Annotated in this window: 17 protein-coding genes; 10 read left to right on the top strand and 7 right to left on the bottom strand. The window is 68.5% G+C overall.

The window, feature by feature from the left end; all coding sequences use genetic code 11:
* The 3 genes from mmpL3 to trmB form a co-directional block, all read right to left on the bottom strand.
* The coding region (gene mmpL3 / locus FPZ47_RS06310) for a trehalose monomycolate exporter MmpL3 (RefSeq protein WP_246859824.1) at window positions 1–2577 on the bottom strand (2577 nt) is incomplete at its 3' end.
* 49 nt (window positions 2578–2626) lie between these two features.
* Window positions 2627–3340: an NYN domain-containing protein gene (locus FPZ47_RS06305; RefSeq protein ID WP_144950227.1), complete on the bottom strand. Its 714-nt coding sequence runs from the start codon at window positions 3338–3340 to the stop codon at window positions 2627–2629.
* Between the two features lie 34 nt (window positions 3341–3374).
* A complete protein-coding gene (trmB, locus tag FPZ47_RS06300; protein ID WP_210419841.1) occupies window positions 3375–4187 on the bottom strand; it encodes a tRNA (guanosine(46)-N7)-methyltransferase TrmB in 813 nt (270 codons plus the stop codon).
* Between the two features lie 291 nt (window positions 4188–4478).
* Between trmB and FPZ47_RS06295 the strand changes: the two genes are divergently transcribed.
* From FPZ47_RS06295 to FPZ47_RS06275, 5 genes are all read left to right on the top strand, one after another.
* On the top strand, window positions 4479–5594 hold the full coding sequence (locus FPZ47_RS06295) for a hypothetical protein (RefSeq protein WP_144950231.1): 1116 nt from the start codon (window positions 4479–4481) through the stop codon (window positions 5592–5594).
* Entirely contained in the window at window positions 5591–7114 is a 1524-nt protein-coding gene (locus FPZ47_RS06290) for a hypothetical protein (protein ID WP_144950233.1), read from the top strand. The genes FPZ47_RS06295 and FPZ47_RS06290 overlap by 4 nt, the downstream gene beginning before the upstream one ends.
* A gap of 237 nt (window positions 7115–7351) precedes the next feature.
* Window positions 7352–9181 carry a phosphoenolpyruvate carboxykinase (GTP) gene (locus FPZ47_RS06285; RefSeq protein ID WP_144950235.1) on the top strand — a complete coding sequence of 610 codons (1830 nt, stop codon included), beginning with the start codon at window positions 7352–7354 and terminating at the stop codon, window positions 9179–9181.
* Between the two features lie 62 nt (window positions 9182–9243).
* On the top strand, window positions 9244–10797 hold the full coding sequence (gene fadD4 / locus FPZ47_RS06280) for a fatty-acid--CoA ligase FadD4 (protein ID WP_144950237.1): 1554 nt from the start codon (window positions 9244–9246) through the stop codon (window positions 10795–10797).
* Between the two features lie 47 nt (window positions 10798–10844).
* Window positions 10845–11771, top strand: a complete 927-nt coding sequence (locus FPZ47_RS06275) for an enoyl-CoA hydratase/isomerase family protein (RefSeq protein WP_144950281.1) — start codon at window positions 10845–10847, stop codon at window positions 11769–11771.
* 44 nt (window positions 11772–11815) lie between these two features.
* Here the strand turns inward: FPZ47_RS06275 and FPZ47_RS06270 are convergent, their stop codons facing one another.
* Window positions 11816–12961 (bottom strand): acyl-CoA dehydrogenase family protein, encoded by a 1146-nt coding sequence (locus tag FPZ47_RS06270; protein ID WP_246133331.1) that lies wholly within the window; start codon window positions 12959–12961, stop codon window positions 11816–11818.
* Between the two features lie 57 nt (window positions 12962–13018).
* On the opposite strand from FPZ47_RS06270, the gene FPZ47_RS06265 reads away from it, so the two are divergent.
* A complete protein-coding gene (locus FPZ47_RS06265) occupies window positions 13019–14038 on the top strand; it encodes a MaoC family dehydratase (protein WP_144950239.1) in 1020 nt (339 codons plus the stop codon).
* Between the two features lie 44 nt (window positions 14039–14082).
* On the opposite strand, the gene FPZ47_RS06260 is transcribed toward FPZ47_RS06265, so the two are convergent.
* From FPZ47_RS06260 to FPZ47_RS06250, 3 genes are all read right to left on the bottom strand, one after another.
* The gene (locus FPZ47_RS06260) at window positions 14083–14619 is read right to left on the bottom strand and encodes a class I SAM-dependent methyltransferase (RefSeq protein WP_246133332.1); all 537 of its coding nucleotides are present in this window, start codon (window positions 14617–14619) and stop codon (window positions 14083–14085) included.
* Between the two features lie 303 nt (window positions 14620–14922).
* Window positions 14923–15951 carry a class I SAM-dependent methyltransferase gene (locus tag FPZ47_RS06255; RefSeq protein WP_168209374.1) on the bottom strand — a complete coding sequence of 343 codons (1029 nt, stop codon included), beginning with the start codon at window positions 15949–15951 and terminating at the stop codon, window positions 14923–14925.
* A 199-nt stretch (window positions 15952–16150) separates the two neighbouring features.
* A complete protein-coding gene (locus tag FPZ47_RS06250) occupies window positions 16151–16969 on the bottom strand; it encodes an FkbM family methyltransferase (RefSeq protein ID WP_144950245.1) in 819 nt (272 codons plus the stop codon).
* A 151-nt stretch (window positions 16970–17120) separates the two neighbouring features.
* Here FPZ47_RS06250 and FPZ47_RS06245 point away from each other — a divergent pair, with 151 nt between their 5' ends.
* The 4 genes from FPZ47_RS06245 (at window position 17121) to FPZ47_RS06230 (ending at window position 23904) form a co-directional block, all read left to right on the top strand.
* Window positions 17121–18794 (top strand): copper resistance CopC family protein, encoded by a 1674-nt coding sequence (locus FPZ47_RS06245; protein ID WP_246859822.1) that lies wholly within the window; start codon window positions 17121–17123, stop codon window positions 18792–18794.
* Between the two features lie 233 nt (window positions 18795–19027).
* The gene (locus FPZ47_RS06240) at window positions 19028–20878 is read left to right on the top strand and encodes a hypothetical protein (protein ID WP_425461757.1); all 1851 of its coding nucleotides are present in this window, start codon (window positions 19028–19030) and stop codon (window positions 20876–20878) included.
* A gap of 180 nt (window positions 20879–21058) precedes the next feature.
* Window positions 21059–22441, top strand: coding sequence for a tyrosine-protein kinase domain-containing protein (locus FPZ47_RS06235; RefSeq protein ID WP_144950247.1), 1383 nt, complete (start codon window positions 21059–21061; stop codon window positions 22439–22441).
* On the top strand, window positions 22438–23904 hold the full coding sequence (locus FPZ47_RS06230; protein WP_144950249.1) for an O-antigen ligase family protein: 1467 nt from the start codon (window positions 22438–22440) through the stop codon (window positions 23902–23904). The genes FPZ47_RS06235 and FPZ47_RS06230 overlap by 4 nt, the downstream gene beginning before the upstream one ends.
* Window positions 23905–23932 lie beyond the last annotated feature (28 nt).

Below are 23932 nucleotides of genomic sequence, written 5' to 3'. Positions count from 1 at the left end.
GGGCTGGCCCGGGCCGCGGTGGTCCGCCGACCGTTGGGGGACGGGCGGATTGTGGTTGCCGGGCGCGGCGCCCGCGTTCTTGTCGGATGCCGGCAGCCGGGTCGTCTCGGCGTCGCCGTCCGGCCGGGCCGGGCCGGGCGGACGGGGCCGCGCCGGCTCGAGCGCGCCCGGGTGAGTCGGGTCGTGCGGTGCCCGCGGGGCGGCGGCGACCAGGGCGCCCGCCGAGACCGGGGGCCGCGCGGGCCGGCCGTTGATGGTGGGCCGCCTGCGCTCGTCGGGCAGGTCGATCTCGCCCAGGCCGATGCGGTTCTGCAGGCGCCTCGCCCAGCGCGGCGCCCACCAGCAGTCGTCGCCGAGCAGCTTCATCACCGACGGCACCAGGAACATCCGCACCACGGTCGCGTCCAGCAGCAACGCCGCCATCAGCCCGAACGCCAGATACTTCATCAGCACGAGGTCGGAGAACACGAACGACCCGGCGACCACGGCAAGGACCAAAGCGGCGGCCGTGATCAGGCGTCCCGTCGTCGCGGTGCCGATCCGGATGGCCTCCGCGGTGGACATTCCGCGTTCCCGCGCCTCGACCATTCGCGATACCAAGAAAACCTCGTAGTCGGTGGCCAGGCCGAAACCTACGGCGACGACCAGCGCGATGAGCACCACCATCAGCGGTGTCGGCGTGAAATTCAGCCACGTCGAAAGGTGCCCGTCGACAAAGATCCACGTCAGGATGCCGAGCGTCGAGCCCAGCGTCAGCGCGCTCATCACCGCGGCCTTGATCGGCAGCACCACCGAGCCGAACGCCAGGAACATCAGCAACAGGGTGGCGCCGAGCAGCAACACCAGCATCAACGGGCCCCTGTCGAACAGGCTGTGAATCGAATCCTGTTCGAGGGCGGGTGTGCCGCCGACCAGAAGGGTCAGCCCCTTGGGCGGGGCGATCGCCCGTAGCTCGTTGATCTTCTTAGCGGCATCGCTCTTGTTGACCAAGCCGTTCTGGATCACGCGCACCGTGTCGTTTTTGGGGTGCGTTGTTCCGTTCGGTCCCGGGACGCAGGGGTTGTCGGCGATTGTCGGGCACGGCCGCTCCTCCCAGGTCTTGTCGGTGAACCCGTTGATCGAGGAGATCCGGTTGCGGATTTCGGCGACCTGCTGGTCGGTGACCTTGGTGTGGTTGTCGCTCTCGATCACCACGGTCAGCTGCTCGGTGCGGTAGCCGGGGAAGAGCTTGTCGAAGTGCTGCTGCGCCAGGCGCACCGGGTTGTCCGGCGGCAGGTATTTCTCGCTCATACCACCGAGCGACAGGTTCCCCAGCGGGATGACCAGCAGGATCATGCCGACGGCGATCGGGATGGCGAAGGCCAGCGGCCGTTTCATCACCCAGTTGACCAGCTTGCCCCAGAAGCCGGCCTCGACCTCTTCGCGCGTCTTGGTCTTCTGCAGCCGGTCCGCAAGCCAGTTGAGGTAGGCGCGTGAATACTTCCAGTTCCGCAGGAACGGCACCCGGAACGCGGTCCGCACGCCCAGCGCGTCCACGTGGCGGCCGAGGATGCCCAGGCACGCCGGCAGGAACGTGATCGACAGCAGGGCCGCCAGCCCCACCGCGGCGAAGATCGCGTAGGTCAGCGAATGGACGAATCCCTGTGGCAGCACGAGCAGGCTGGCGCTCGACGCGATGATCAGCACCGCCGAGAACGTCACGGTGCGACCGGCCGTCATCACGGTGCGTCGCACCGCGGCCTCGGTGTCGTAACCCTCGGCGATCTCCTCCCGGAACCGGCTCACCACGAAAAGCCCATAGTCGATGGCGATACCCAACCCGATCAGCGAGACCACCGGCTGGGCGAAGAAGTGCACCGGACCGAACATGGCCACCAGCCGCAGGATGCCCAACGCGCCCGCGATACTCAGGCCGCCCACGATGGCCGGCAGGCCGGCGGCGACCGCGCCGCCGAACACCAGGAACAACACGACCGTCACCAACGGCAGCGCCAGCACCTCCATGCGGCGTTGGTCGGTGGCGATGGTGCCGGTCAGGGCATTGGCGATCGGCTCGAGGCCGGCGAGCTGCACGGTGCCGCCGTCGAGCTTCTGCAGGTCGGGGGCGACGGCCTTGTAGTTGTTGAGGATGGTGTCGTCGTCATTGCCCTTCAACGGGATGGTGACGAAGGTGTGCTTCTTGTCCTCGGTCGCCATGCCCTTGATCTGGGCGTTGGGGGGCTCGGCGCCGGGGGCCAACGCGAGGTAGCCGGCCCAGCCGAGCACCTGGTCGGGATGGTCCTTGACGAACTTGTTGAGCTCGGCGACGATCTTGCTCCGCCAGGCCGGGTCGTCGACCGTCTTTCCCTTGGGCGCGGTGAACGTAGCCACAATCTGGCTGGTGCGGTCCCGGCCGTAGACGTTGTCGCCGATGATCGAGGCCGTCACCGACTGGCTGCCCTCGTCGTAGAAACCGCTCTGCGTGACGTGCTTGCCCAGGCTGATCCCGAAAGCGCCGCCGATCAGGCACAGAGCTACCGTGACCCCGATAACGATGTACCGGTAGCGGTACACCGTTCGACCCCACCAGGCGAACACGCAAGCTCCTTACTGGATCGTTATCGACCCGCGCATAGGTTTTCCAGTGTCACACACGGGTGGTCAACAGCGCTGACAGCGGCCGGAACGGCTGCAGCCACGCCCCCTGATCGGGCAGCGAATCCAGGCCGATCCGCGGCAACGGTTCCCGGAAGACACCGGCGATGTCCTCCAGGTCGACGAAGTCCAAGGTATCCGACGCTAGCGCCCAACTCGCGTGTTCGCGAAATCCGAGCACCTGGACGGGCACCCCGGTGTGAGCGATCTCCTCCAGCGGCTCCCGGAACGCCTGACCGTCGGCGGACGCGACGACCAGCCCCGCGAGCCCCTCGGAGCGCCGCTGTTCGATGTGGCTGAGCATGTCGCGATCGACGTCGCTGTCCTCGTCGATCTTCGGCTTGGCGAAGACTGCGAACCCCACGTTGCGCAGGGCGTCGACCCAGGGCCGCACCACGTCGGCGCTGCCCGGCGCGATGTTGGTGAAGACGGTGGCCTCGGGTTCGATCACGACGCCGGGCCGGCCGGCGCTGATCTCGGCCGTCCGCGCCAGCAGCCAGCGGCCCAGCGCGTCGAAGCGGGGACGTTCCAGGGCGGTGGGCCGGCGGCCCAGGATGGAGCCCAGGCCCATGTCGAGGTTGGGCGCGTCCCACACCAGCAGGACGCGCCCGCCCGACGGCTGGAAGCCCGACAGGCCGCCACCGGAGAGTTCCCCCGGGGATTCCGCGGGTTCGGATGCCGCCGCGGTCTCTTCTGCGAGGCTCATGTGCATTGCCTCATTCCGGGCCTCATTCCGGGCCTCATTCCGGCCTCACCCAGATCAACTCGGTCACGGTGCTGCCCGCCTCGTGGGCCTTCGTCTCGTACTTGGTGGTGGGGCGGGCGACCGAGATCGGCAACGGCGCGCCGGGATCCGCTCGGCGCAGCCGCGGTTCGCCGTCGCCGGCCTCGGCGATGTGCCCGGCGTACCCGGGGTGGTCCGTCGCCGCGTGCAGGACACCGCCGGGGAGTAGCCGGTCGGCGATCATGCCCATCGTGGCGGGCTGCAGGAAGCGGCGCTTGTGGTGGCGGGCCTTGGGCCACGGATCCGGGAAGAACACGCGGACCCCGATCAGCGAGCCCGGGGCGATCAGGCGTTGCAGCACCTCGATCCCGTTGCCGCGGATCATCCGGATGTTGGCGACCCGGTCGCGGTCGACCGCGCACAGCAACTGGGCCAGGCCCCGCCGGTAGACCTCGACCGCGATCACGTCGATGCCCGGCTCCTGCTTGGCCATCGCCAGGGTCGACGACCCGCTGCCGCAGCCGACCTCGAGCACCAGCGGTGCCGCGCGGCCGAACCAGCCGCGGGTGTCCAGCGGTTCGCCGCCAACCGAATCCCGGTCACCCAGCGACAGCCCGAGCTCGGGCCAGCGGCGCTCCCAGGTGTCACGCTGGGCCCCCGACAGCGCGGAACGCCGCGAGCGGAAACTCGTGGCCGGCAGGTGGCGCTGATCAGGGCCGGCCATGGGCGGGTCCGGCGCGGACCGCATCGCGGGTGCCCCCGCATCCACCGGTGTGTCGGGACGTATCCCCACGCCGGGTTGCGCATGCATCTGCTCATGGTGGCCCATAAATGTCCCTCGATGTCCGATGTAGCCGCCTCTGGTCCGGATTGATACCCAACGGTTGCCTTCAGCTGGTAACAGATAAACGGTGGCTCGCATCTCCCTCATTCAGGTGCCACCATTCGGTGGGACCGCTCAGCGACGGCGCGGGCCGCGGCGGGCCGCCGGGGTGGGCTGGGAGCGGGCCCGCACACCGGCCGCCCGGCAAATGCACCCGGCCTCGGAAACGACCCTACAGCGGTCGATGCCGCCGCCGGGCCGACCGAGGCCGGCGGGCCGACCGGATGGGGGCAGGACATGAAGGGGCAGGGCCACCGGATCTTCGTCGACGGGCTGACGCGGTTCGCCGCCGGGCTCGCCGAGCCCCGTGTGACGGCGATCGCCGAGCGCACCGCCGAACCGCTGCGCGTGGCGGTCCGTGGACGCCGCGGGGCGGGGCGCGGCACGGTGGCGCGCGGGCTGCGGGCGGCGGCCGGCGAGCGGGCCGCCATCGGCTCGGCGGCGTTGTGCGAGATCTCCCCGGCGGGTGAGGTTGCGCCCGACGTCGAGGTGATCGTCCACGTCGTCACCGAGGTGATCAAACCCGAGGACGCGGCCGCGATCGCGAGCGCCCGACAGCCGGTTCTGGCGGTGCTGAACAAGGCCGACCTGGTCGGCTCGCTGTCGGGCCGCACCGGTGACGGACCGATCGCGGCGGCGCGCACCCGGGCCGCCGAACTGTCCGCGCTCGTCGGGGTCCCCGTCGAACCGATGATCGGATCGCTGGCCGTCGCCGCGCTCGGCGGCCTGGACGGCGGCCTGTGGGCCGCGCTGCGGCTGCTGGCCGACCATCCCGGTCACGCCGACCTTTTCGATCTCTCCTGCGACGGGTTCCTCGCGGCGCAGTCCGCGGTGCCCGCCGACGTGCGGCGGCGCCTGCTGGACACGCTGGACCTGTTCGGCACCGCGCTTGCGGTGGCCGCGGTGCGCCAGGGCCGGACACAGGCCCAGGTCCGGGTCCTGCTGCGGCGCATGAGCGGCGTCGATGCCGTCCTGGGCGCGCTGGCCGCCGTCGGCGCCGAGGCGCGCTACCGGCGCGTGCTCGACGCCGTCGCGGAACTGGAGGCCCTCGCCGTCGGTGACGAGCGGATCGGCGGCTTCCTCACCCGGGACGACACCGTGCTGGCGCGGATGGCCGCCGCGGTCGACGTGGCGGAGGCGGCCGGGCTCGAGGCCGGCCCCGTGTGGGCCGACGGCCGCGACGCGGCCGCGCACTTGCCGCGCGCCGTGCGGTGGCAGCGTTACAGCCTCGGTCGGATGGGCCCCGTCAGCGACCTGCACCGCGCCTGCGGCGCGGACATCGCCAGGGGTTCGCTGCGGTTGTGGTCGCAGGCCTGCGGGTCGTTGCCCGAACAGTCGGGGCACGCGTGGTGAGCGGCGACGGCGATGCCGGCGATCCGGCCGACCGGGTCGATGCCCGGGTCGCGGCGGTGGCGCCGCGGCTGGGTCTGCCCGCCGTCACCCGCCGCGACGTGGTGCTGGTCGCCGGGCCCTGGTTGGCCGGCGTGAGCGCGGTAGCCGAGGCGCTGCGCGAGCGGTTGCCGCAGCACAAGTTCGTCGAGTCGGCGGACCTGGCTCCCGGTGACGCGCCGGCCGCCGTGGTGTTCGTCGTCTCCGCGGCGGCCCCCCTGACCCCGTCCGACTGCGCGCTGCTGGACGCCGCGGCCGGCAGCACCGACGTGGTGGTGGGTGTCGTGTCCAAGGTCGACGTCCATCACGCCTGGCGCGACGTGCTCGAGGCCAACCGCGAGACGCTGGCCGCGCATGCGCCGCGCTACGCCCGGGTGCCCTGGGTGGGCGCGGCGGCCCGGCCCGACCTCGGCGAGCCCCGGGTGGACGACGTGGTCGGCTGCGTCGCCGCCGGGCTCGCCGATCCCGACATCGCGCGGCGCAACCGGTTACGGGCGTGGGAGGCGCGGCTGTGGCACGCCGCGCAACGGTTCGACCGCGACGCCGAGGGATCCGGCCGCCGGGCCCGGGTCGATGCGTTGCGCGACGAGCGCAGCACCGCGTTGCGGGAGCGGCGCCAGGCCAGATCCGAGCGCACCATCACGCTGCGCGGCCAGATCCAGCAAGCCCGGGTCCAGTTGTCCCACTTCGCGCGCAACCGGTGCGCGTCGGTGCGCGGCGAGTTGCAGGCGGACGCCGCGAACCTGTCGCGGCGGGACATGCCCGGCTTCGAGGCCGGGGCGCGCAGCCGGGCGGACGAGGTGGTCGCCGAGGTCAGCGAGGGCACCGCCACCCACCTGGCGGACGTGGCGCAGGCGGTGGGCGTGCCGGTGGACCTGCCGGGCTTGAGGGACCTGGATGCCGGCTCGGGGGCGTTGCCGTCGGTCGACGCCGCCGCCCCGCCCCTCAGGTCGCGGCGGCAGGAGACCTGGCTGATGACGCTGCTGGGCGCCGGATTCGGGTTGGGCGTGGCGCTGACCCTGAGCCGGCTGGTGTCCGGTCTGGCCCCGCGGCCCAATGCCGCGGTGGAAATGGCCGGTGCCGCGGCCTGCGTGGCGGTCGGACTGGCCGTCACGTTCGTGGTGGTCCACCTGCGCGGCCTGCTGCATGACCGCGCGATGCTGGACCGCTGGGCCGGCGATCTGACGGCATCGCTGCGCTCGGTCGTGGAGGAGTTGGTCGCGACGCGGGTGCTGGCCGCCGAGGCGGCGCTGAGCACCGCACTGGTCGCCCGTGACGAGGCCGAGAACGTTGCCGTCGGCGAGCGGGTCGACGCCATCGACACCGAGCTGCGCGAGCACGCCGTCGCGGCCGCGCGGGCCGCCGCGGCGCGCGACAAGGAGATGCCGGCGCTGCGCGCCGCGCTCGAGTTCGTGCGTGAGGAACTGGGCGAACCGGGTATCCGGCAGAACGAGGGCCGTGCCGAGGATGCCGACACCGGCTGACCGCAGTCAAGGAGCGCAACGGCAGTGATTGTCGATTCCGGGATTGCCGACTTCGGGATTGCCGACTTTCGGCACTGGTTTCTGAATCGTTGTTGTGAGCAGGCTTATACCTGCCCGAGCCTCACTCGACAAGTTGCTCACGATAACCTGTAGTCAACGCCACCATGTCAATCGTTGTGTGGGCGCGGCGATAGGTACAGACGCCCGTAAGCACGCAGGAGAATTCAGGAGAGTCCGATGACCTCAGCGACCATTCCCGGTCTGGATAACGCGCCGACGAAGCATCAGGGTCTGCTGTCGTGGGTCCGGGCGGTCGCCGAGCTCACCGAGCCGGACCGGGTGATGTTCGCCGACGGTTCCGACGAGGAGTGGCAACGGCTCTGCGAGCAGTTGGTCGAGGCGGGCACGTTCCAACGGGTCAACGAGAAGAATTTCCCCAATTCGTTCGTGGCGCGGTCGGACCCCTCCGACGTGGCGCGGGTGGAGTCCCGGACGTTCATCTGCTCGGAGCGCGAGGAAGACGCCGGCCCGACGAACAACTGGAAAGACCCCGCCGAGATGCGCTCCCTCCTGACCGACCTCTACCGCGGCTGCATGCGCGGCCGCACGATGTGGGTGGTGCCGTTCTGCATGGGGCCGCTGGGCGCCGAGGACCCCAAGCTGGGCGTGGAGATCACCGACTCCGAATACGTCGTCGTCTCGATGAAGTTGATGACCCGGATGGGCACGGCCGCCCTGGAGAAGATCGGCGACGACGGGTTCTTCGTCAAGGCGATTCACTCGGTCGGGGCGCCGCTGGAACCGGGCCGGCAGGACGTGCCCTGGCCCTGCAACGACACCAAATACATCACCCACTTCCCGGAAACCCGGGAGATCTGGAGCTACGGCTCCGGCTACGGCGGCAACGCGCTGCTGGGCAAGAAGTGCTACGCGCTGCGCATCGCGTCGGTCATGGCCCGCGACGAGGGCTGGCTCGCCGAGCACATGCTGATCCTCAAGTTGATCTCCCCGGAGAACAAGGCCTACTACATCGCGGCGGCGTTCCCGTCGGCGTGCGGTAAGACCAACCTGGCCATGCTGCAGCCGACCATCCCGGGCTGGCGCGCCGAAACCCTCGGCGACGACATCGCCTGGATGCGTTTCGGTAAGGACGGCCGACTGTACGCGGTCAACCCCGAGGCGGGGTTCTTCGGCGTGGCGCCGGGCACGAACTGGAAGTCCAACCCCAACGCCATGCGGACCATCGCCGCGGGCAACACGATCTTCACCAATGTGGCGGTCGACGACGACGGCGACGTGTGGTGGGAGGACTTGGAGGGCGAGCCGCCGCACCTCATCGACTGGAAGGGCAACGACTGGTACTTCCGGGATACCGAAACCGCGGCGGCCCACCCGAATTCGCGCTACTGCACCCCGATGTCGCAATGCCCGATCCTGGCGCCGGAGTGGGACGACCCGCAGGGCGTGCCGATCTCGGCGATCCTGTTCGGAGCCCGCCGCAAGACGACCGTGCCGCTGGTGACGCAGGCCCGCGACTGGCAGCACGGGGTGTTCATGGGCGCCACCATGGCCTCCGAGCGCACCGCGGCCGCCGAGGGCACGGTGGGCTCCGTGCGGCGCGACCCGATGGCGATGCTGCCGTTCATGGGCTACCACGTCGGCGACTACATGCAGCACTGGATCGACATCGGCAAGAACTCCGACGAGTCCAAGCTGCCCCAGGTGTTCTTCGTCAACTGGTTCCGCCGCGGCGAGGGCGGCAAGTTCCTGTGGCCCGGGTTCGGGGAGAACAGCCGGGTGCTCAAGTGGATCGTCGACCGCATCGAGCACAAGGCCGGCGGCCAGGACAGCCCGATCGGGATGGTGCCCTCGGTCGAGGACATGGACCTCGACGGCCTCGACGCCAGCCCGGCGGACGTGGCGGCCGCGCTGGCGGTCAAGCCCGCCGAATGGCGTGCGGAACTGCCGCTGATCGAGGAGTGGTTCGAGTTCATCGGCGACAAGCTGCCCACCGGCGTCAAGGACGAGTTCGAGGCGCTCAAGCAGCGGCTGGCCGAGGCCGAGTAACCCGCGCGCCTGCCCGGCGGACAGTTGACACCCGTCAATTTCCGTGGCGGTACAGTCGGCGCATGCAGATTCGGGAGCACCTCGGCGCGGGCAAGCCGGCCGTCATCCTCCACCCTTCCGGCACGGTGGTCACCTTCGACGAACTGGAGGCGCGGGCCAACCGGCTGGCGCACTACTTCCGCAAGGCCGGCCTGGTCGAGGGCGACGCCGTGGCGATCCTCATGGAGAACAACGAGCACATCCATGCGGTGATGTGGGCGGCGCGCCGCAGCGGCCTGTACTACGTGCCGATCAACACCCACCTGACCGCGGCCGAGGCGGCCTACATCGTCGACAACAGCGGCGCCAAGGCGATCGTCGGCTCGGCGGCGCTGCGCAAAATCTGCGAGAACCTGGGCGAGCACTCCCCCGCAAGCGGGAGGGGCCCCCGGCCCGGTGGCCTGCCCGAACTGCGGCTGATCGCGTGCGAAGAAGGGGAGGCCGAGCTACGCGGCTGGCAGCGTTACCCCGAATGCGTTGCCGACCAACCCGATACGCCGATCGACGACGAACTCGAGGGTGACCTGCTGCAGTACTCCTCGGGCACCACGGGCCGCCCCAAGGGCATCAAACGCGAACTCCCGCACGTCGCGCCGGCCGAGGCGCCCGGCATGATGTCGGCGCTGGTGAGCTTCTGGATGAACCCGGACTCGATCTACCTGAGCCCGGCGCCGCTCTACCACACCGCCCCGTCGGTGTGGTCGATGAGCGCGCAGGCCGGGGGCATCACCACGGTGGTGATGGAGAAATTCGACCCGGAGGGCTGCCTGGACGCCATCGCGCGCCACCACGTCACGCACGGCCAGTTCGTGCCGGCGATGTTCACCCGCATGCTGAAACTTCCTGAGGCGGTGCGTAATTCATACGACCTGTCCAGCCTGCAAAGGGTGATGCACGCGGCGGCGCCGTGCCCGGTGGAGATCAAGAAACAGATGATCGACTGGTGGGGGCCCATCATCGACGAGTACTACGCCTCCTCGGAGGCGATCGGGTCGACGCTGATCAGCGCCGAGGAGTGGCTGGCCCACCCCGGCTCGGTCGGCAAGCCGATGTCCTGCCAGATCCACATCCTCGACGAGGACGGCAACGAGCTGCCCCCGGGGCGGGCCGGCGAGATCTACTTCGAGGGCGGCCTTTCCTTCGAGTACCTCAACGACGAGGCGAAAACCGCCGCCTCACGCGACAGGCGCGGGTGGGTCACCGTCGGCGACGTCGGCTACGTCGACGACGAGGGCTACCTCTACCTGACCGACCGGCGTCACCACATGATCATCTCCGGCGGGGTGAACATCTACCCGCAGGAAACCGAGAACCTTCTGGTCACCCACCCGAAGGTGCTGGACGCGGCGGTGTTCGGCATTCCCGACGACGAGATGGGCCAGCGCGTCAAGGCGGTGGTGCAGACCGTGGACCCGGCCGACGCCACCGAGGCGTTCGCCGGCGAGTTGCTGGTATGGCTGCGGGATCGGTTGTCGCACTACAAGTGTCCCCGGTCGATCTCGTTCGAGGCGCAGCTGCCGCGCACCGACACCGGCAAGCTCTACAAGGGGGAGCTGGTCAAGAAGTACTCGATGTGACGCTGCGCGTCGTCGATCTGGCCGAGCCGGCGCAGGCCGACGAGCTGATGCCGGCAGGGCAGCCGCCCGGGGTGGTGGTGGCCGTCGGGCCGGTCGCCGGTGCGCCCGAATACTGGCTCGAGCGAGCAACTTTCACCCTCACCGAACAGCGCTGCGAGGACCGGCGGGTCGTCACCGTCGACTCGGTGCCCGACACCCTGGCCGAGCTCGGCGAACGTTGCCGGCGCTGGCCGCACGCCAGCAGCGTCTGCGACGACGTGCTGCGCTCGGTCGATCCCGCCGGCCCGGCGCTGGCCGGCGTGCTGACCGAGTCGCTGGCCTACTCGACCCTGCAGGCGGGTCCGGAGTTCGCGCGCTGGCTCGCCGGCCGCGGCCCGACAAGCATGCCCGAGATCGCCGACCCGGTGCGACTGCAGCGCGACGGCGACACCCTGCGTATCGAGTTCAACCGGCCGCAGCGGCACAACGCGTTCTCCACCGACGCGCGCGCGGCGCTGCTCGACGCGCTGACCGTCGCTCAACTGGACCCCTCGGTGACGGGAATCGTGTTGCGCGGCAATGGTCCCTCGTTCTGCAGCGGCGGAGACCTGGCCGAATTCGGCACGCTCGCCGACCCGGCGAGCGCACACCTGGCCCGCACCCGGCACAGCCCCGCCCTGGCACTCGACGCGCTCACCGCCCGGCTGGGCCGGGACTGCCGGGCGCAGGTGCACGGCCGGGTGATGGGCAGCGGCCTGGAGATGGCGGCCTTCTGCGGGTGGGTCGACGCCGCAGCCGACACGGTGTTCGGGCTGCCCGAGCTGGCGCTGGGCCTGATCCCGGGCGCCGGCGGGACCGTCAGCGTGACGCGCCGCATCGGGCGCTGGCGCACGGCATATCTGGTGTTGTCGGGGCGTACGGTCGGCACCGCGACCGCACTTGCCTGGGGGCTGGTGGACGCGGCGCATGCGGGGGCCCCGGGTGGTGGCCGGTAGCCGGGAAAACATCGTCGCGGCGGTGGGGCGGATGGACGGTCATCTCAGATGCCGCCGCGGGCCACCAGCTGCGCGGCGATCACGTTGCGCTGGATCTCGTTGGTGCCCTCGCCGACGATCATCAAAGGCGCGTCGCGGAAGTACCGTTCGACGTCGTATTCGGTCGAGTAGCCGTAGCCGCCGTGGATGCGCACGGCGTTCAGGGCGATCTCCATCGCCACCTCGGAGGCGAACAGTTTGGCCATCCCGGCCTCCATGTCGGCGCGTTCACCGCTGTCGTAGCGCTCGGCGGCATACCGGGTGAGCTGGCGCGCGGCGGTGAGCTTGGTGGCCATGTCGGCCAGGTAGTTGCCGATGGACTGGTGCTGCCAGATCGGCCGGCCGAAGGTTTCCCGCTGCCGGGCATAGGCGAGCGCGTCCTCGAGCGCGGCCGTCGCCACGCCCAGCGCCCGCGCGGCCACCTGAATACGGCCCGTCTCAAGGCCTTTCATCATCTGGGCGAAGCCCTGGCCCGGCTCGCCGCCCAGGATGGCCGAGCGCGGAGCGCGGTAGCCGTCGAACGACAGCTCGCAGGCTTCGACGCCCTTGTAGCCCAGCTTCGGCAGGTCCCGCGACACCGTCAGGCCGGGGCCCGGTTCGACGAGGACGACGGAGATGCCCGCGTGACGCGGCGTGGCGAGCGGGTCGGTCTTGCACAGCAGCGCAATCAGCCCGGAGCGGCGCGCGTTGCTGATCCAGGTCTTGGATCCGTTGACCCGCAGGGTGTCCGGGCCGTCCGGCAGTGCGGTCGTCGCCATGTTCTGCAGGTCCGAGCCGCCGCCCGGCTCGGTCAGTGCCATGGTGGCGCGCAGCTCCCCGGTGGCCATCGGGGGCAGGTAGGTCCGCTTCTGGTCCTCGGTGCCGAACAGCGTCAGCAGTTTGGCCACCACGGTGTGACCGCCCATGGCGCCGGCCAGGCTCATCCAGCCGCGCGCCAACTCCTGGGTGACCTGCACATAACAGGGCGTCGACACCGGCGATCCGCCGTACTGCTCACCGATGGCCAGGCCGTAGATGCCGATGCGCTTCATCTGCTCGATCCACGCCTCGGGGTAGGCGTTGGCGTGCTCCATCTCGCGGACGGCCGGCTTGACGTCACGGTCGACGAACGCCCGGACCGTGGCGACCAGCATCTCTTCCTCGTCGTTCACGCGCGAACCACCCTCCGTGTTGACCCTCGGTCGGACAGCCTGCCAGCATGTGGCGTTGTGAGTGCGAACGGGTACGCGGGCCGGCGCGAGGGCGGGCCGTACTTCGACGACCTCTCGGTGGGCCAGGTGTTCGACTGGGCGCCGCCGGTGACGCTGTCGTCGGGGTTGGCCGCCGCCCACCAGGCGATCGTCGGCGACCGGCTGCGGCTGGCGCTGGACGCCGTTTTGTGCACCGCGGTGACCGGCGTGGCGGGGCCGCTGGTGCACCCGGCGCTGGTCTGCGATGTGGCGATCGGCCAGTCGACGCTGGCCACCCAGCGTGTCAAGGCGAACCTGTTCTACCGCGGTCTTGTCTTCCACGGCTTCCCGGTGATCGGCGACACCATCTACACCCGCACGGAAGTGGTTGGCCTGCGCGCGAATTCGGTGAAGCCGGGCCGTGCGCCGACGGGCATGGCGGTGCTGCGGATGACCACGATCGACCAGGCCGACCGGCTGGTGCTCGACTTCTACCGGTGTGCCATGCTGCCGGCCGGCCCGGAATGGCGGCCCCGCGAAGACAGGCCGGGCGACGACCTGTCCACGATCGGCGACGACGCGGTGCCACCGGCCTCGGATCCGACGGCCCGGTGGGACGGCGCGGTGTTCCGCGCCCGGGTGCCCGGCCCGCATTTCGACGCCGGGCTCACCGGTGCGGTGCTGCACAGCACCGGTGACGTGGTCAGCAGCGCGCCGGAACTGGCCCGGCTGACGCTGAACATCGCCGCCGCGCATCATGATTCGCGTGCCGGTGGGCGCAGGCTGGTCTACGGGGGGCACACGATCGGTGTGGCGCTCGCGCAGGCGAGCAGGTTGCTGCCCAACCTGGCGACGGTGCTGGGCTGGCAGTCCTGCGACCACACCGGGCCGGTGTATGAGGGCGACACCCTCCACAGCCAGCTGCACGTCGAATCCGCCGAGCCCACCGGCGACGGGGGCGTACTCGGGCTTCGCTCGCTGGTCTACGCACGCGGTGAAGCCGGGGGCGAGCCCGACCGGCCGGTGCTGGACTGGCGCTTCAGCGCGCTGCAGTTCTGAACGGCGTTGGCGCCGTGCGGTGTCGCCGCGGGGCCGGTCGGCCGTCAGGTACGGACCGCAACCAAGGACTTGATCAATCCGGCAAATCGTTCGTACCAGATGACCGAGGTGGGAAAGTAGCGGCGCATCTGCGAAATTCCGATCAGGTCGATCTCATCGACCTGCTCCTGTGCGTCCTCACGGGTGTACGTCCGAACGTGACCGCGGTTCCAGCGCATCGACACCTGCACGCGGGCTTCGTAGGGCAACCACTGCATGCCCGGAAAGAGCCAGTGCGGTTCGATCGGAAAATACCGGTACGGCGTCTGCACCCAATGGCGGTCGGCCAGGGCGTGGACGTTGTCCGCGAAGCGTCGGCGCTGAGTGTGTCCGCCGACATGTTCGAGCACGGAATTGGAATACACGAGGTCGAAGCGGTCGTGGGCAACAGCCCTCGGCGGGTCGCACGCGTCGCCCTGGATCGCGATGACGCCCTCGGTCACCGAGTCCGTTGCCAGCAGGTTCACCGTGGTGACAGACGCGGGCCGCACCGGCGCGAGTCGCCACGATTCGGGTGTGCCCCCCAAGTCCAGCACCCGCATCTCCGCGAAAGCCGGGAAGAACTCGAGAAGATGCCGCCATCGCCGTGCGCGGGCGCGCCCCGACAATGACCGCCTCGAATTGACGTCCGTGACCGCGTCGCGCAACCAGTTTGACATCCATCCCCGGTCTGTGAAGTCGGCTCCGCGAGAGAAAAGCGAAGAGCGGCGCGGCGTGTCATCTGTGGGAGGCAACTGCCGCGAAAAGAGTAATCCCTCCCGCCGCCAGACGCAAGCACACAACCTCGTGCCCTGCCAGCCGGAAGTGCCCCTCCGGGTCGCCCAAAACCCTCCGGCCCCAGTCCTTTACGCGGGCCCTTTACGGATCGCGACGTCGAGGTAGGGCAGGAACAGCCCGATCGGCAGGTCGGGGCGCTGTCGGCGCAACAAACCGGCGTAGCGGCGGGTGTCGGAGAGGCGATAGCGAAGCCGGCGAAGTGCGTTGTGCTCGATCTGGAAACTGTGCCGGTCGGCCAGGAATTCCAGGCCGCCGATGGGCCCCAGTGCCAGCTCGATGTCGTGAAAGCTGACACCGCGGCCGCGGCGGGTGAGTTCGAGCCCGGCCCCCGCCGCACTCGTGTCGAACGGTGACGCCCGGTACCGGGGTGTCTGCCGGAAATACTCCAGTGCCATCTCGTCGGGCAGCCAATGGAAGAACGGCAAGTCCGCGGTGTGGTCGTCGAAAAGCCAGAGGCGGTTCGGTGCTTCGACGATACACAGAATGCCGTTATCTGCCAGGAGCTTCCATGCTGCCCGCAAACTACGCAGACGCTCTTCGAGCGTCATGTGCTCAAGCGAAGCGAAAAAGATCACGAAGTCGAAGCTTTGGTGATCGAAGTGGGAGTCCATCTCGGTGGCGTTCATCGCATGAAGCGACTGCGCCCCGAGCCGGAGTAACCGCAATCTCGCCTTGGCCACCGCCACCGACTCCGGTGCGACGTCGATGGCGACGACGTCGCTGCCCTGCTCGGCCAAGGCGCAGAGTGACGAGCCGGTTCCACAGCCGATCTCGAAAACCCTTGCCCCATCGAGGCGATGCAACGAGTTGAGCCATGGGACGTATTCGTGTCGGTCATAGGTCAGGCGCCCGATGGTGTGGGCTTCGAGCTGCTCGCGACCGATTTCTGAATTCCAATAATCCTTTGTCGACCAGTTCTCCCGAAGGTGACTGCGGAACCTGTCCAGTTCGGCCGGCCCGAGGGCGACGAATCGTCGACGGAGATCGGGGGTGACGGTCTTGTCGGTGCGCCACACCAGGGCGCGGGCCAGCTCTTTCGCGCCATCCTTGGAGAGCCAAAGCCGCGCACCCCGTGCGCCCCGCCGGCAGTTGTTCACGACGTGTCTCCCGGGTCGGTAGTGAGCCCGCAAAGGCCGGTACGCCATGCTAGCGCCGGCTCCCGGCGAAATGGGAGGCCCTCGCGGCCGGCCGCACCGTTGCGGCGAGCACGCGCGTTGCGCCGGCGAGCACGGCACACGCCGGGGAAGTCGGTCCGGCGCCAGATGCCAACCCCGCCTTGGCCTGGAGGCTTTGGGGTCACCACGTAGCCGGGTGCCGGTCTCGCATTTCGCTGGGCACGAAGACGAAGTTGTTGACGTAGGCGCCATGCGCCGACCACCCGTCCTGCGGGCCGCCGATGTTCGCCGGATTCTGATGTTCGGCTGCGTCGAACTCCTCGACCGGCAGCCGGGCCTCGCCGATCTGGAAGTGGCCCGCGTAACCGAGTCCGGTCAAGAACTCGGTGATCTCGGCGAGGGCGTTGGGGTGATGGCGTTCCTCGGCTTCCACGAGAACCGCCGGCCGGTTACGGGTGAGGGTGTCCGCGGCCCCCCGTAACACGGCGAATTCGTGGCCTTCCACGTCGATCTTCATCAGGCCGATATCACCCAGGTGCAGATCGTCGAGGCGCGTGACCGGCACGTCGACGTGGGTGACCCGGCTGCCGTTCACGTTGCCCAGGACGTTGTCGGTGTCGATGGTGCTTCGGCCCGGTTCGGACTCGACCAACCGCATGGTGGCCACACCGGATGTGTCCGACAACGCCACCGCTTCCACCCGCACCGCCGCTCCGACCGCGTGGAACATCGATGCCAGGTCGCGGGCCTGGGCGGGTCTGGGCTCGAACGCAATGACCGATCGCGATGACGCGGACATTGCGATCGTGTACTCGCCGACGTCGGCGCCGATGTCGAGCGAAATCCGGTTCGGGTCGCACAGGGAGGCCGCCAACTGGACGTCCGGGCGGGATTGTCCGAGACGGCGGAGAATGTGGTACTTGCGTCGCCAGAACAGGCGCGGCGCGACAGATCGTGCCGCGGGGGCGAGCCAGTGTCTGGCTGAGTGTGCGACGGGCATCTGTCGTCTCTCCGGCAGCGGTGTGCTGAGCGTCAGCATAGTCGACCGGTGTGGCCGGCTGGCGCGGCCGCAGCGAAACCTTGCTCTGGCCCCGGATCTTGACCGACCGCGGGTCGTGACCGTCGGCGTGCGACCTGCATACTTATCGGCGATGGTGCGTTTGTCGAGGAAATGGGTGCCGGCGATGTGCATGGCGCTGGTGCTGGCCGGATGTGGTGGCGGGCATGTCAACCCCGGGCCACTGTCCGCGGTAGTCAGCCCGGCCATTCCGGCCGTCGTTCAGGACGTTCCCGGTCCGCTGCGCGGCCAGTACGAGGACCTGTTGGAACCGCTCTTCCCGCAGGGAAATTCGGCGGACAAGCAGTATCCGGCGTGGCCCGCGTCCTATGACGCGGGCATCCGTGTCTCGTGGCGGCAGTTGCAGCCCACCGATCCACGCACCCTGCCCGCCGACGCCCCCGACGATCGCAAGTTCGATTTCAGCGTGATCGACGATGCGCTGGCCGGTCTGGGCGACCGCAACATGCGGCTGATGCTTCGGGTGCATTCCTACAACTCCTGTTGCGACGCGTCCTATCCGGACAACACCAACATTGCGATTCCGGACTGGATGCGCCCTGCCGCGACCGTTTACACCGGGCCGGAACGAGTGTGGTGGACACCCGGGGTGAGGAATGTGGTCCCGAACTGGAACGCCCCCGAGTACCTGAACGCGTTCAGCGGGCTGCTCGCCGCGCTCGGACGGCGCTACGACGGCGACGAGCGGCTGAGCGTTTTCGAGTTCTCCGGCTATGGCGACTTCAGCGAAGATCACATCGCGTACTTGCGAGACGTGCTGGGCGCCCCCGGCCCGTCGCCCGACGACAGCGTCGCCAAGCTCGGCTATTACAGCCAGTTTCGCGATCAGAGCATCACCATCGACTCCATTCGCCGGCTGGTCGCGGCCAACGTGAGCGCCTTCCCTCACACTCAATTGCTGGTCAACACGCCGAACCCGGAAATCGTGCGCCAACTGCTCGCCGAGGACGTCACCAAGAAACTGTCCGCGCCGGTGGGGATCCGCTCGGATTGCCTCGGTGTGTACGCGCCATTGCCCGTGTGGGCAGACGCAGAGGGGTCGTACTACGTCCAGTCGAAAGACCCGCTCGTCGACGAGTTGAAAAACCGGCTTGCCACCGCGCCCGTGGTCACCGAGTGGTGCCAGTTACCCGATGGAACCGACCCGCGGTCCTACTACGACAAGGCGTTGCGCGACGTGGTGCGCTACCACGTGTCGATGACGGCGAGTTACAACTTTCCGGACCGGGATTCGGACGCACCGATGGCCCCCGATTTGTATGTGTTGTGGGCGCGAGCCAACGTGTTCGCCGGGTATCGGTACTCGGTGGAAGCCCGTCCGGGTTCGCAGTCGCTGCGTGACGGGAACGCGCAAATCGACGTCACCTGGACCAACGACGGCGCCGCCGCGGCCACCGAGAAATGGGTACCCGGTTACCGGCTGGTGGATTTCTCGGGAGCGGTGGTCCGTACGATTCCGGCAACCGTTGTCCTACGTAATCTGCTCGCTTCCGGGGGTAAAGATTCCGGTGCGCAACCGGCGCCGGCGTCGTTCACCGAATCCGTGACTGTGGCCCTGAAGGGTTTGTCACCGGGGCATTACACGCTGCGCGCGGTGGTGGACTGGCAGCAGCACAAACCCGACGCTTCCCGGGTGGTGAACTATCCGCCGATGCAATTGGCGCGCGACGGACGCGACGGCTCCGGCAGCTATCCCCTTGCGACGCTGGACATCCCGAGCGATGCGTCGCACTTCACCCGGCGATGAGCGGAGCCCGACCACCATCCGGGCGGCGGTAAGCCCACGTGGTCCGGCGCGGGAGCCGTCGCGGCGCTCGGGGCATCAAGCCGGAATCCCTTTGCTGTTTGCCCATCCAGCAGTCCTCTGAAGGCTACTGAAAATACCTCTCGAACGGGTTTACAAGCCGCGCCGCGGGAGTTAAATAAGAAGTCCGACGCCGCGTCCCGCTGCGCGGTTCATGACGGGTAACGAGGTGGGCAATGAGCGTAGCCGGTCGCCCGAGGATTAACCTCGTGATTCGCCGCGCGGGCCACCCGAGCTGTGCGGCCACCGCGAGGCCATCCCGTTCCTTGCAGAAGATCGCGCCGGTCGTGGCCGCATGCTCGACATTGTTGTTGGGCGGATGTGCGTTGTTGGGCGGATGTGCGTTGTTGAGCGGATGTGCCGCGCACATCAACTACGGACCGTTGTCCGGGGCGCTCGGCGCCCGGTTGAGGTCGTCCGCGCCGGCGAGCCGCCAACTACCGAATACCGTTCGCGAGATATCCAATCCGTTGCGTGGCCAATACGAGGATCTCTTGCAGCCGCTTTTCCCGCAGAGCAATCCGGCCGACGAGCAGTATCCGGCATCGCCCGGCTCCTACGACGCCAGCCTGCGCGTCTCATGGCGTCAGCTGCAACCCGTCGACCCGCGAACATTACCGGCCGATTCTCCCGACGACCGTCTGTTCGACTTCAGGATGATCGACGACGCGTTGACGAAGCTGGAAAAACGCAACATGAGGCTGACCCTTCGCGTGTTCGCGTACAACTCCTGTTGCGACGAGTTCTATCCGAACCATACGAATATCGCGGTTCCCGATTGGGTCGCCGCCAGTCCGGGCGCCACCACCAGCTATCCGGGACCGCAGAACAGTCCCGAGGCCTGGGTGACGCAGGTGGTGCCCAACTGGAACAACCCCGATTACCTGAATGCTTTTTCGCATCTGCTCGCCGCGCTCGGGCGCCGCTATGACCGGGATGAGCGGCTCAGTGTGTTCGAGTTCTCCGGGTACGGGGACTTCAGCGAGAACCACGTCGCTTATCTGCGCAGTGCGCTGGGTGCGCCGGGTCCGGCTCCCGACCGCAGCATCGCTGAACTGGGGTATTACAGCCAATTCCGCGATCAGAGCATCACCGTCGGCGCCATTCGGCAACTGGTGGCCGCCAATGTGAGCGCCTTTCCGCACAAACAGTTGGTGGTCAACCCGCCGAATCCGGAGATCGTGCGCCAAATGCTCTCCGGCGAGGTGACCGCGAAACTGTCCGCGCCGGTCGGGATTCGCTCGGACTGCCTCGGTGTCTACCCGGTGCTGCCGGAGTGGGCTGAGTCCGCCCAGTCTCACTACGTGCAGACCCACGATCCGGTCGTCGCTGAGATCAAACAGCGGCTGGCTTCGGCGCTGGTGATGACCGAGTGGTGCCAGCTGCCCCACGGATCCGACCCCCACTCGTACTATCGGAGAGGCCTCGACGACGTGGTCCGCTATCACGTGGGCATGCTGTCGAGCTTCAATTTCCCGGACCGGGATTCGGCATCGACGATGGACCCGGCGTTGTATGCGCTCTGGGCGCAGGCCAACGCTTCTTCCGGCTATCGGTATGCGGTCGAGGCCCGGCCCGGATCGCAGGCGATACGTGTCTCGAAGCCGTACCCGGTGGCGGGCAGGGTGGTGACCGTGCCGGTGGTGTGGACCAACTACGGTGCCGCGGCCGCCTTCGAGCGGTGGGCACCGGTCTACAAGCTGGTGGATTCCTCCGGGGAACGGGTGTGGGCCTTACCGGCAAAGGTCCAGCTCGACAAACTCGTTCGCGACGAACCCGGCTCGTTGCGGGGGGCGGTGGTCCCGGCTTCCAGCACCGAGGCGGTGCGCATCGACCTGTCGGGCTTGTCGCCGGGACGCTACACGCTGCGGGCATCGGTCGACTGGCAACAGCACGTACCCGGCGCCTCACACGTGGTGAACTATCCGCCCATGCAGTTGGCGCGCGACGGGCGGGATGCCTCCGGGTCGTATCCGATTGCGACGCTGGACGTGGGGAGCACCGGTACGCCCCTTCCGCAAGGATGATCGGTCGGCGGGCACAAGGCGGCACAATGGCTGCAGGATGCGTTGCCCGCTCAGGCGCAGGGACTGCTTTGGGATGCCACCCGCCGGCGATGCGGCATAATTCCACTGGAATTTGCGCCGCGGTATTCAGTGCAGAGGACCGACGCCATTCGCGTGACCCGCATCGAGGAAGGTTAATGGATGGATTTCCGCACCTTTGTCCGGACCCTCCTCGTGCGCTGGAAACTCGTCGTCAGCGCGTTGCTGGCGTGTCTGGTCGGTGCGGCGGTCGTCACGGTCTTTCAGAACAAGGCGTATCAGTCCTCGGCAACAATTCTCATCTCCTTTTCCGGGGCGACCGACCTCACTGACGTTTACTACGGAGGGCAGGCCGCTCTGGACCGATTGTCGTCGTATGCCGAGATCGCCGGCGGCCGAGCCGTGGCAGAACGCGCGGTCAACCAATTCCAGCTCCAGGTCAGCCCCGACACTCTGGTGAGCGAAACCGAGGTGAAGTACGCGGCGAAATCGATGCTGTTCACCATTACCGTCACCGACACCGGTGCCAAGCGCGCCGCATTGTTCGCGGCGGCGATGGCCGATTCTTTCGCCGGGATGGTCGCGACGCTCGATTCGAACCTTGTCCCGCTGGACGCGGGTGAGCGGCGGGCGAATGAATCCGGACCGGTCGCCAAGGCGACGGTGGTCAAACAGGCCGAGATACCCGATCGGCCGAGCAGGCCGGTGCCGGTGCGCAACATGGCGATCGGGCTTATCGCCGGAGTGCTTTTGGGTATCGCGGTGGCGCTGACCCGCGACGCCAGCGATCGCAGCGTGCGTGACCGGGCGAAGGTGGAACAAGTCACGGGTCTGCCGACTTTGGCGGAGCTGCCCGGAAAGCGCGGCACCGCGCCGCGGTTCGGCACCGACGTCACCTTCGACGACGCTGTGCGCGGCTTGCGCACCCGATTGCTCCGGGCAATGGGGCCCGACGTTCGCCGGTTGCTGATAGCGGCGCCGTTCGGCGGTGAAGGAACCACGACGACGGCGCTGAATCTGTCGATGGCCTTCGCCGAACTCGGCGAAGATGTGGTGCTGGTCGAGGGCGATATTCGTCGACCCGTGATCGCCAGTCTGCTGAAGGTCGCATCGGGGGAAGGGTTGGCGAGCGCGCTGGCCAACCCCGACATCGCCGCGGAAGCCACCAAGCCGACGGCGACGTCGAAGCTGTTCGTCCTCGCGTCGCGATCCATCCGCCGCGACGCTTTGCCCTGCAGCGCCTACCTTCCGGACGTCATCGACACGGTACTGGCGGAGCTGTCGTCACACTTTGACCGGACGGTGGTCGACGGCCCACCGGTGCTGGCGACGGCCGATACCGGACTTTTGGCCGGAGCCACGCAGGCCACGGTATTGGTCGTGCGGGCGGGGCGGACCACGATCGACGAACTCACCGAGGCGTTGAGCGCTCTGCGTTTGGCCGGCGCGAAGGTCGTCGGGGTCGTGCTGACCGACACCCGCGTGCCCGCACACATCAGGGCTGCGGCCCAGACCTATCGGGTAAAGGCCAGGAGATCCGCGTGATCCTCTACATGGGGGGTCGCTACCGCTTCGCGGTGGCCGCAGTGGCGCTGGGGTTTTTCCTGTTCGGCTGCTTCCTGGTCGGGGTGTTCTCGGTGCGCGACAGCGTCCACGGCGCGCTGCTGATCGCGGCGATGTTCAGTCTGGTCGTCTACTGGGCCAAACGGGAGGCGATGGTGGGGGTCGCATTGTTCTGGGCCTTCGCGGCGCTGCCGGCGGGCTTGCACGTCGGCAAAGTCGTGGGCCCGGGCGTGATCAACGCCTACCAGGTGGCGCTGCTGCTGGCGATCTGCTATTTGCTTCCGGTCGTGAAACTGCGGTTCGCCGACTACCTGTTGCCCGGGCTGCTCACGTTGGCCGTGCTGTTCTTCACCGTCGTCGGAGTAGTCGCCGGACATGCCGCCGACGTCGTCATGCTCGAATCGACGACCCTGCTCGAAATGATCGGCGGGTACATCTTGGCGTTGTTGGTCGTGTACGGCGGGTACGTCAAGGGGGTGGTGCGCGCCATGGTTCTGATCCTGTGGTTCTCCGCGGGCATGGCAGTCGTGAGTTCGTTGCATGCCGTCCGGCTGGCCGGCCGGGCGGAAAACCTGACGGGGACCGACTCCGGCGATGCCCTCCGCATCATCGTCTCCACCCAATCTCCGGCCGTCGCCGTATTGGCGGGCTTGGCCGCCGCCGCGGTCGTCGGGCAGATCAGGCCCGCGGTGTTTCTCGCGCTGGGTCCTCCCGCGCTGATCATCACGCTGCTGTCGGTCAGCCGAAACACGTTGATCGCATTGGCGGTGGCCACCATCGTGGCCTTGCTCGCCAGCTTCCGGTGGTCGAGCCTGAGCCGGGTGGTCGCCCTTGCGGTGATCACCGCGTTGGTGGCAGCGGTGACGGTCGCAGGAACCTTGTTCGTGCTGCGCGATTCGTCGAGCGGACTATGGCTGGCAAAGCAGTTCGCCGCATTCAACCACCGGGTGCTCGGCGGGGTTTCGACGGGGGCGCTCGCCGTCGACACGTCGACTCTGGACAGGCTGCAGGAAATCAGGAACCTCAACCGCGCGATCGCCCGGGCACCCGTCTTCGGCCACGGCGTGGGTTACGCCTACCAGTTGCCGTCGGGGGACGACGAGTTCAGCACGAAGTACCAACCCACCTACTCGCACAATTTCTACCTGTGGTGGTTCGTCAAAGCCGGGGCGGTGGGCATGGTGGTGTTCGCCCTGTTCGCGCTCACTCCGCTGATCCGTGCGCTGCGCCGGGCGTCGGTGCCGGCGAAGATCAGCGCCGCGGTCAGCGCCGCGCTCCTGGCGATATCGGCCGTGTGGCCGCTGCCGGAGATGCCGATCGACGCCTTGGCGCTGGGCCTTGCTCTCGGTGCGACGATGGCGTTCGCCGGCATGGCAGGCACGGACCGGGACGGGGCCCGGATCGGTGTCAACCCGGCGCCGGCGTATGCGGCTGCGCGCGTCTGACTTCGGCGGTGTGCGAAATCGGCGCCGG

Source organism: Mycobacterium helveticum, from assembly GCF_007714205.1.
GTDB lineage: Bacteria > Actinomycetota > Actinomycetes > Mycobacteriales > Mycobacteriaceae > Mycobacterium > Mycobacterium helveticum.
Note: the sequence above shows the minus strand (reverse complement) of the source record. Positions and strands in the feature narration are given on the sequence as shown.

Bases quoted from the DNA above. Each gene is read 5' to 3' on its own strand.
- FPZ47_RS06245 (WP_246859822.1), top strand. From the start codon at position 17,121: ATGGTGCGTTTGTCGAGGAAATGGGTGCCGGCGATGTGCATGGCGCTG.
- FPZ47_RS06275 (WP_144950281.1), top strand. From the start codon at position 10,845: ATGCCGGCAGGGCAGCCGCCCGGGGTGGTGGTGGCCGTCGGGCCGGTC.
- trmB (WP_210419841.1), bottom strand. From the start codon at position 4,187: ATGGGCCACCATGAGCAGATGCATGCGCAACCCGGCGTGGGGATACGT.
- FPZ47_RS06295 (WP_144950231.1), top strand. From the start codon at position 4,479: ATGAAGGGGCAGGGCCACCGGATCTTCGTCGACGGGCTGACGCGGTTC.
- FPZ47_RS06235 (WP_144950247.1), top strand. From the start codon at position 21,059: ATGGATTTCCGCACCTTTGTCCGGACCCTCCTCGTGCGCTGGAAACTC.
- fadD4 (WP_144950237.1), top strand. From the start codon at position 9,244: ATGCAGATTCGGGAGCACCTCGGCGCGGGCAAGCCGGCCGTCATCCTC.
- FPZ47_RS06305 (WP_144950227.1), bottom strand. From the start codon at position 3,340: ATGAGCCTCGCAGAAGAGACCGCGGCGGCATCCGAACCCGCGGAATCC.
- FPZ47_RS06240 (WP_425461757.1), top strand. From the start codon at position 19,028: ATGAGCGTAGCCGGTCGCCCGAGGATTAACCTCGTGATTCGCCGCGCG.
- FPZ47_RS06285 (WP_144950235.1), top strand. From the start codon at position 7,352: ATGACCTCAGCGACCATTCCCGGTCTGGATAACGCGCCGACGAAGCAT.
- FPZ47_RS06260 (WP_246133332.1), bottom strand. From the start codon at position 14,619: ATGCGGGTGCTGGACTTGGGGGGCACACCCGAATCGTGGCGACTCGCG.
- FPZ47_RS06250 (WP_144950245.1), bottom strand. From the start codon at position 16,969: ATGCCCGTCGCACACTCAGCCAGACACTGGCTCGCCCCCGCGGCACGA.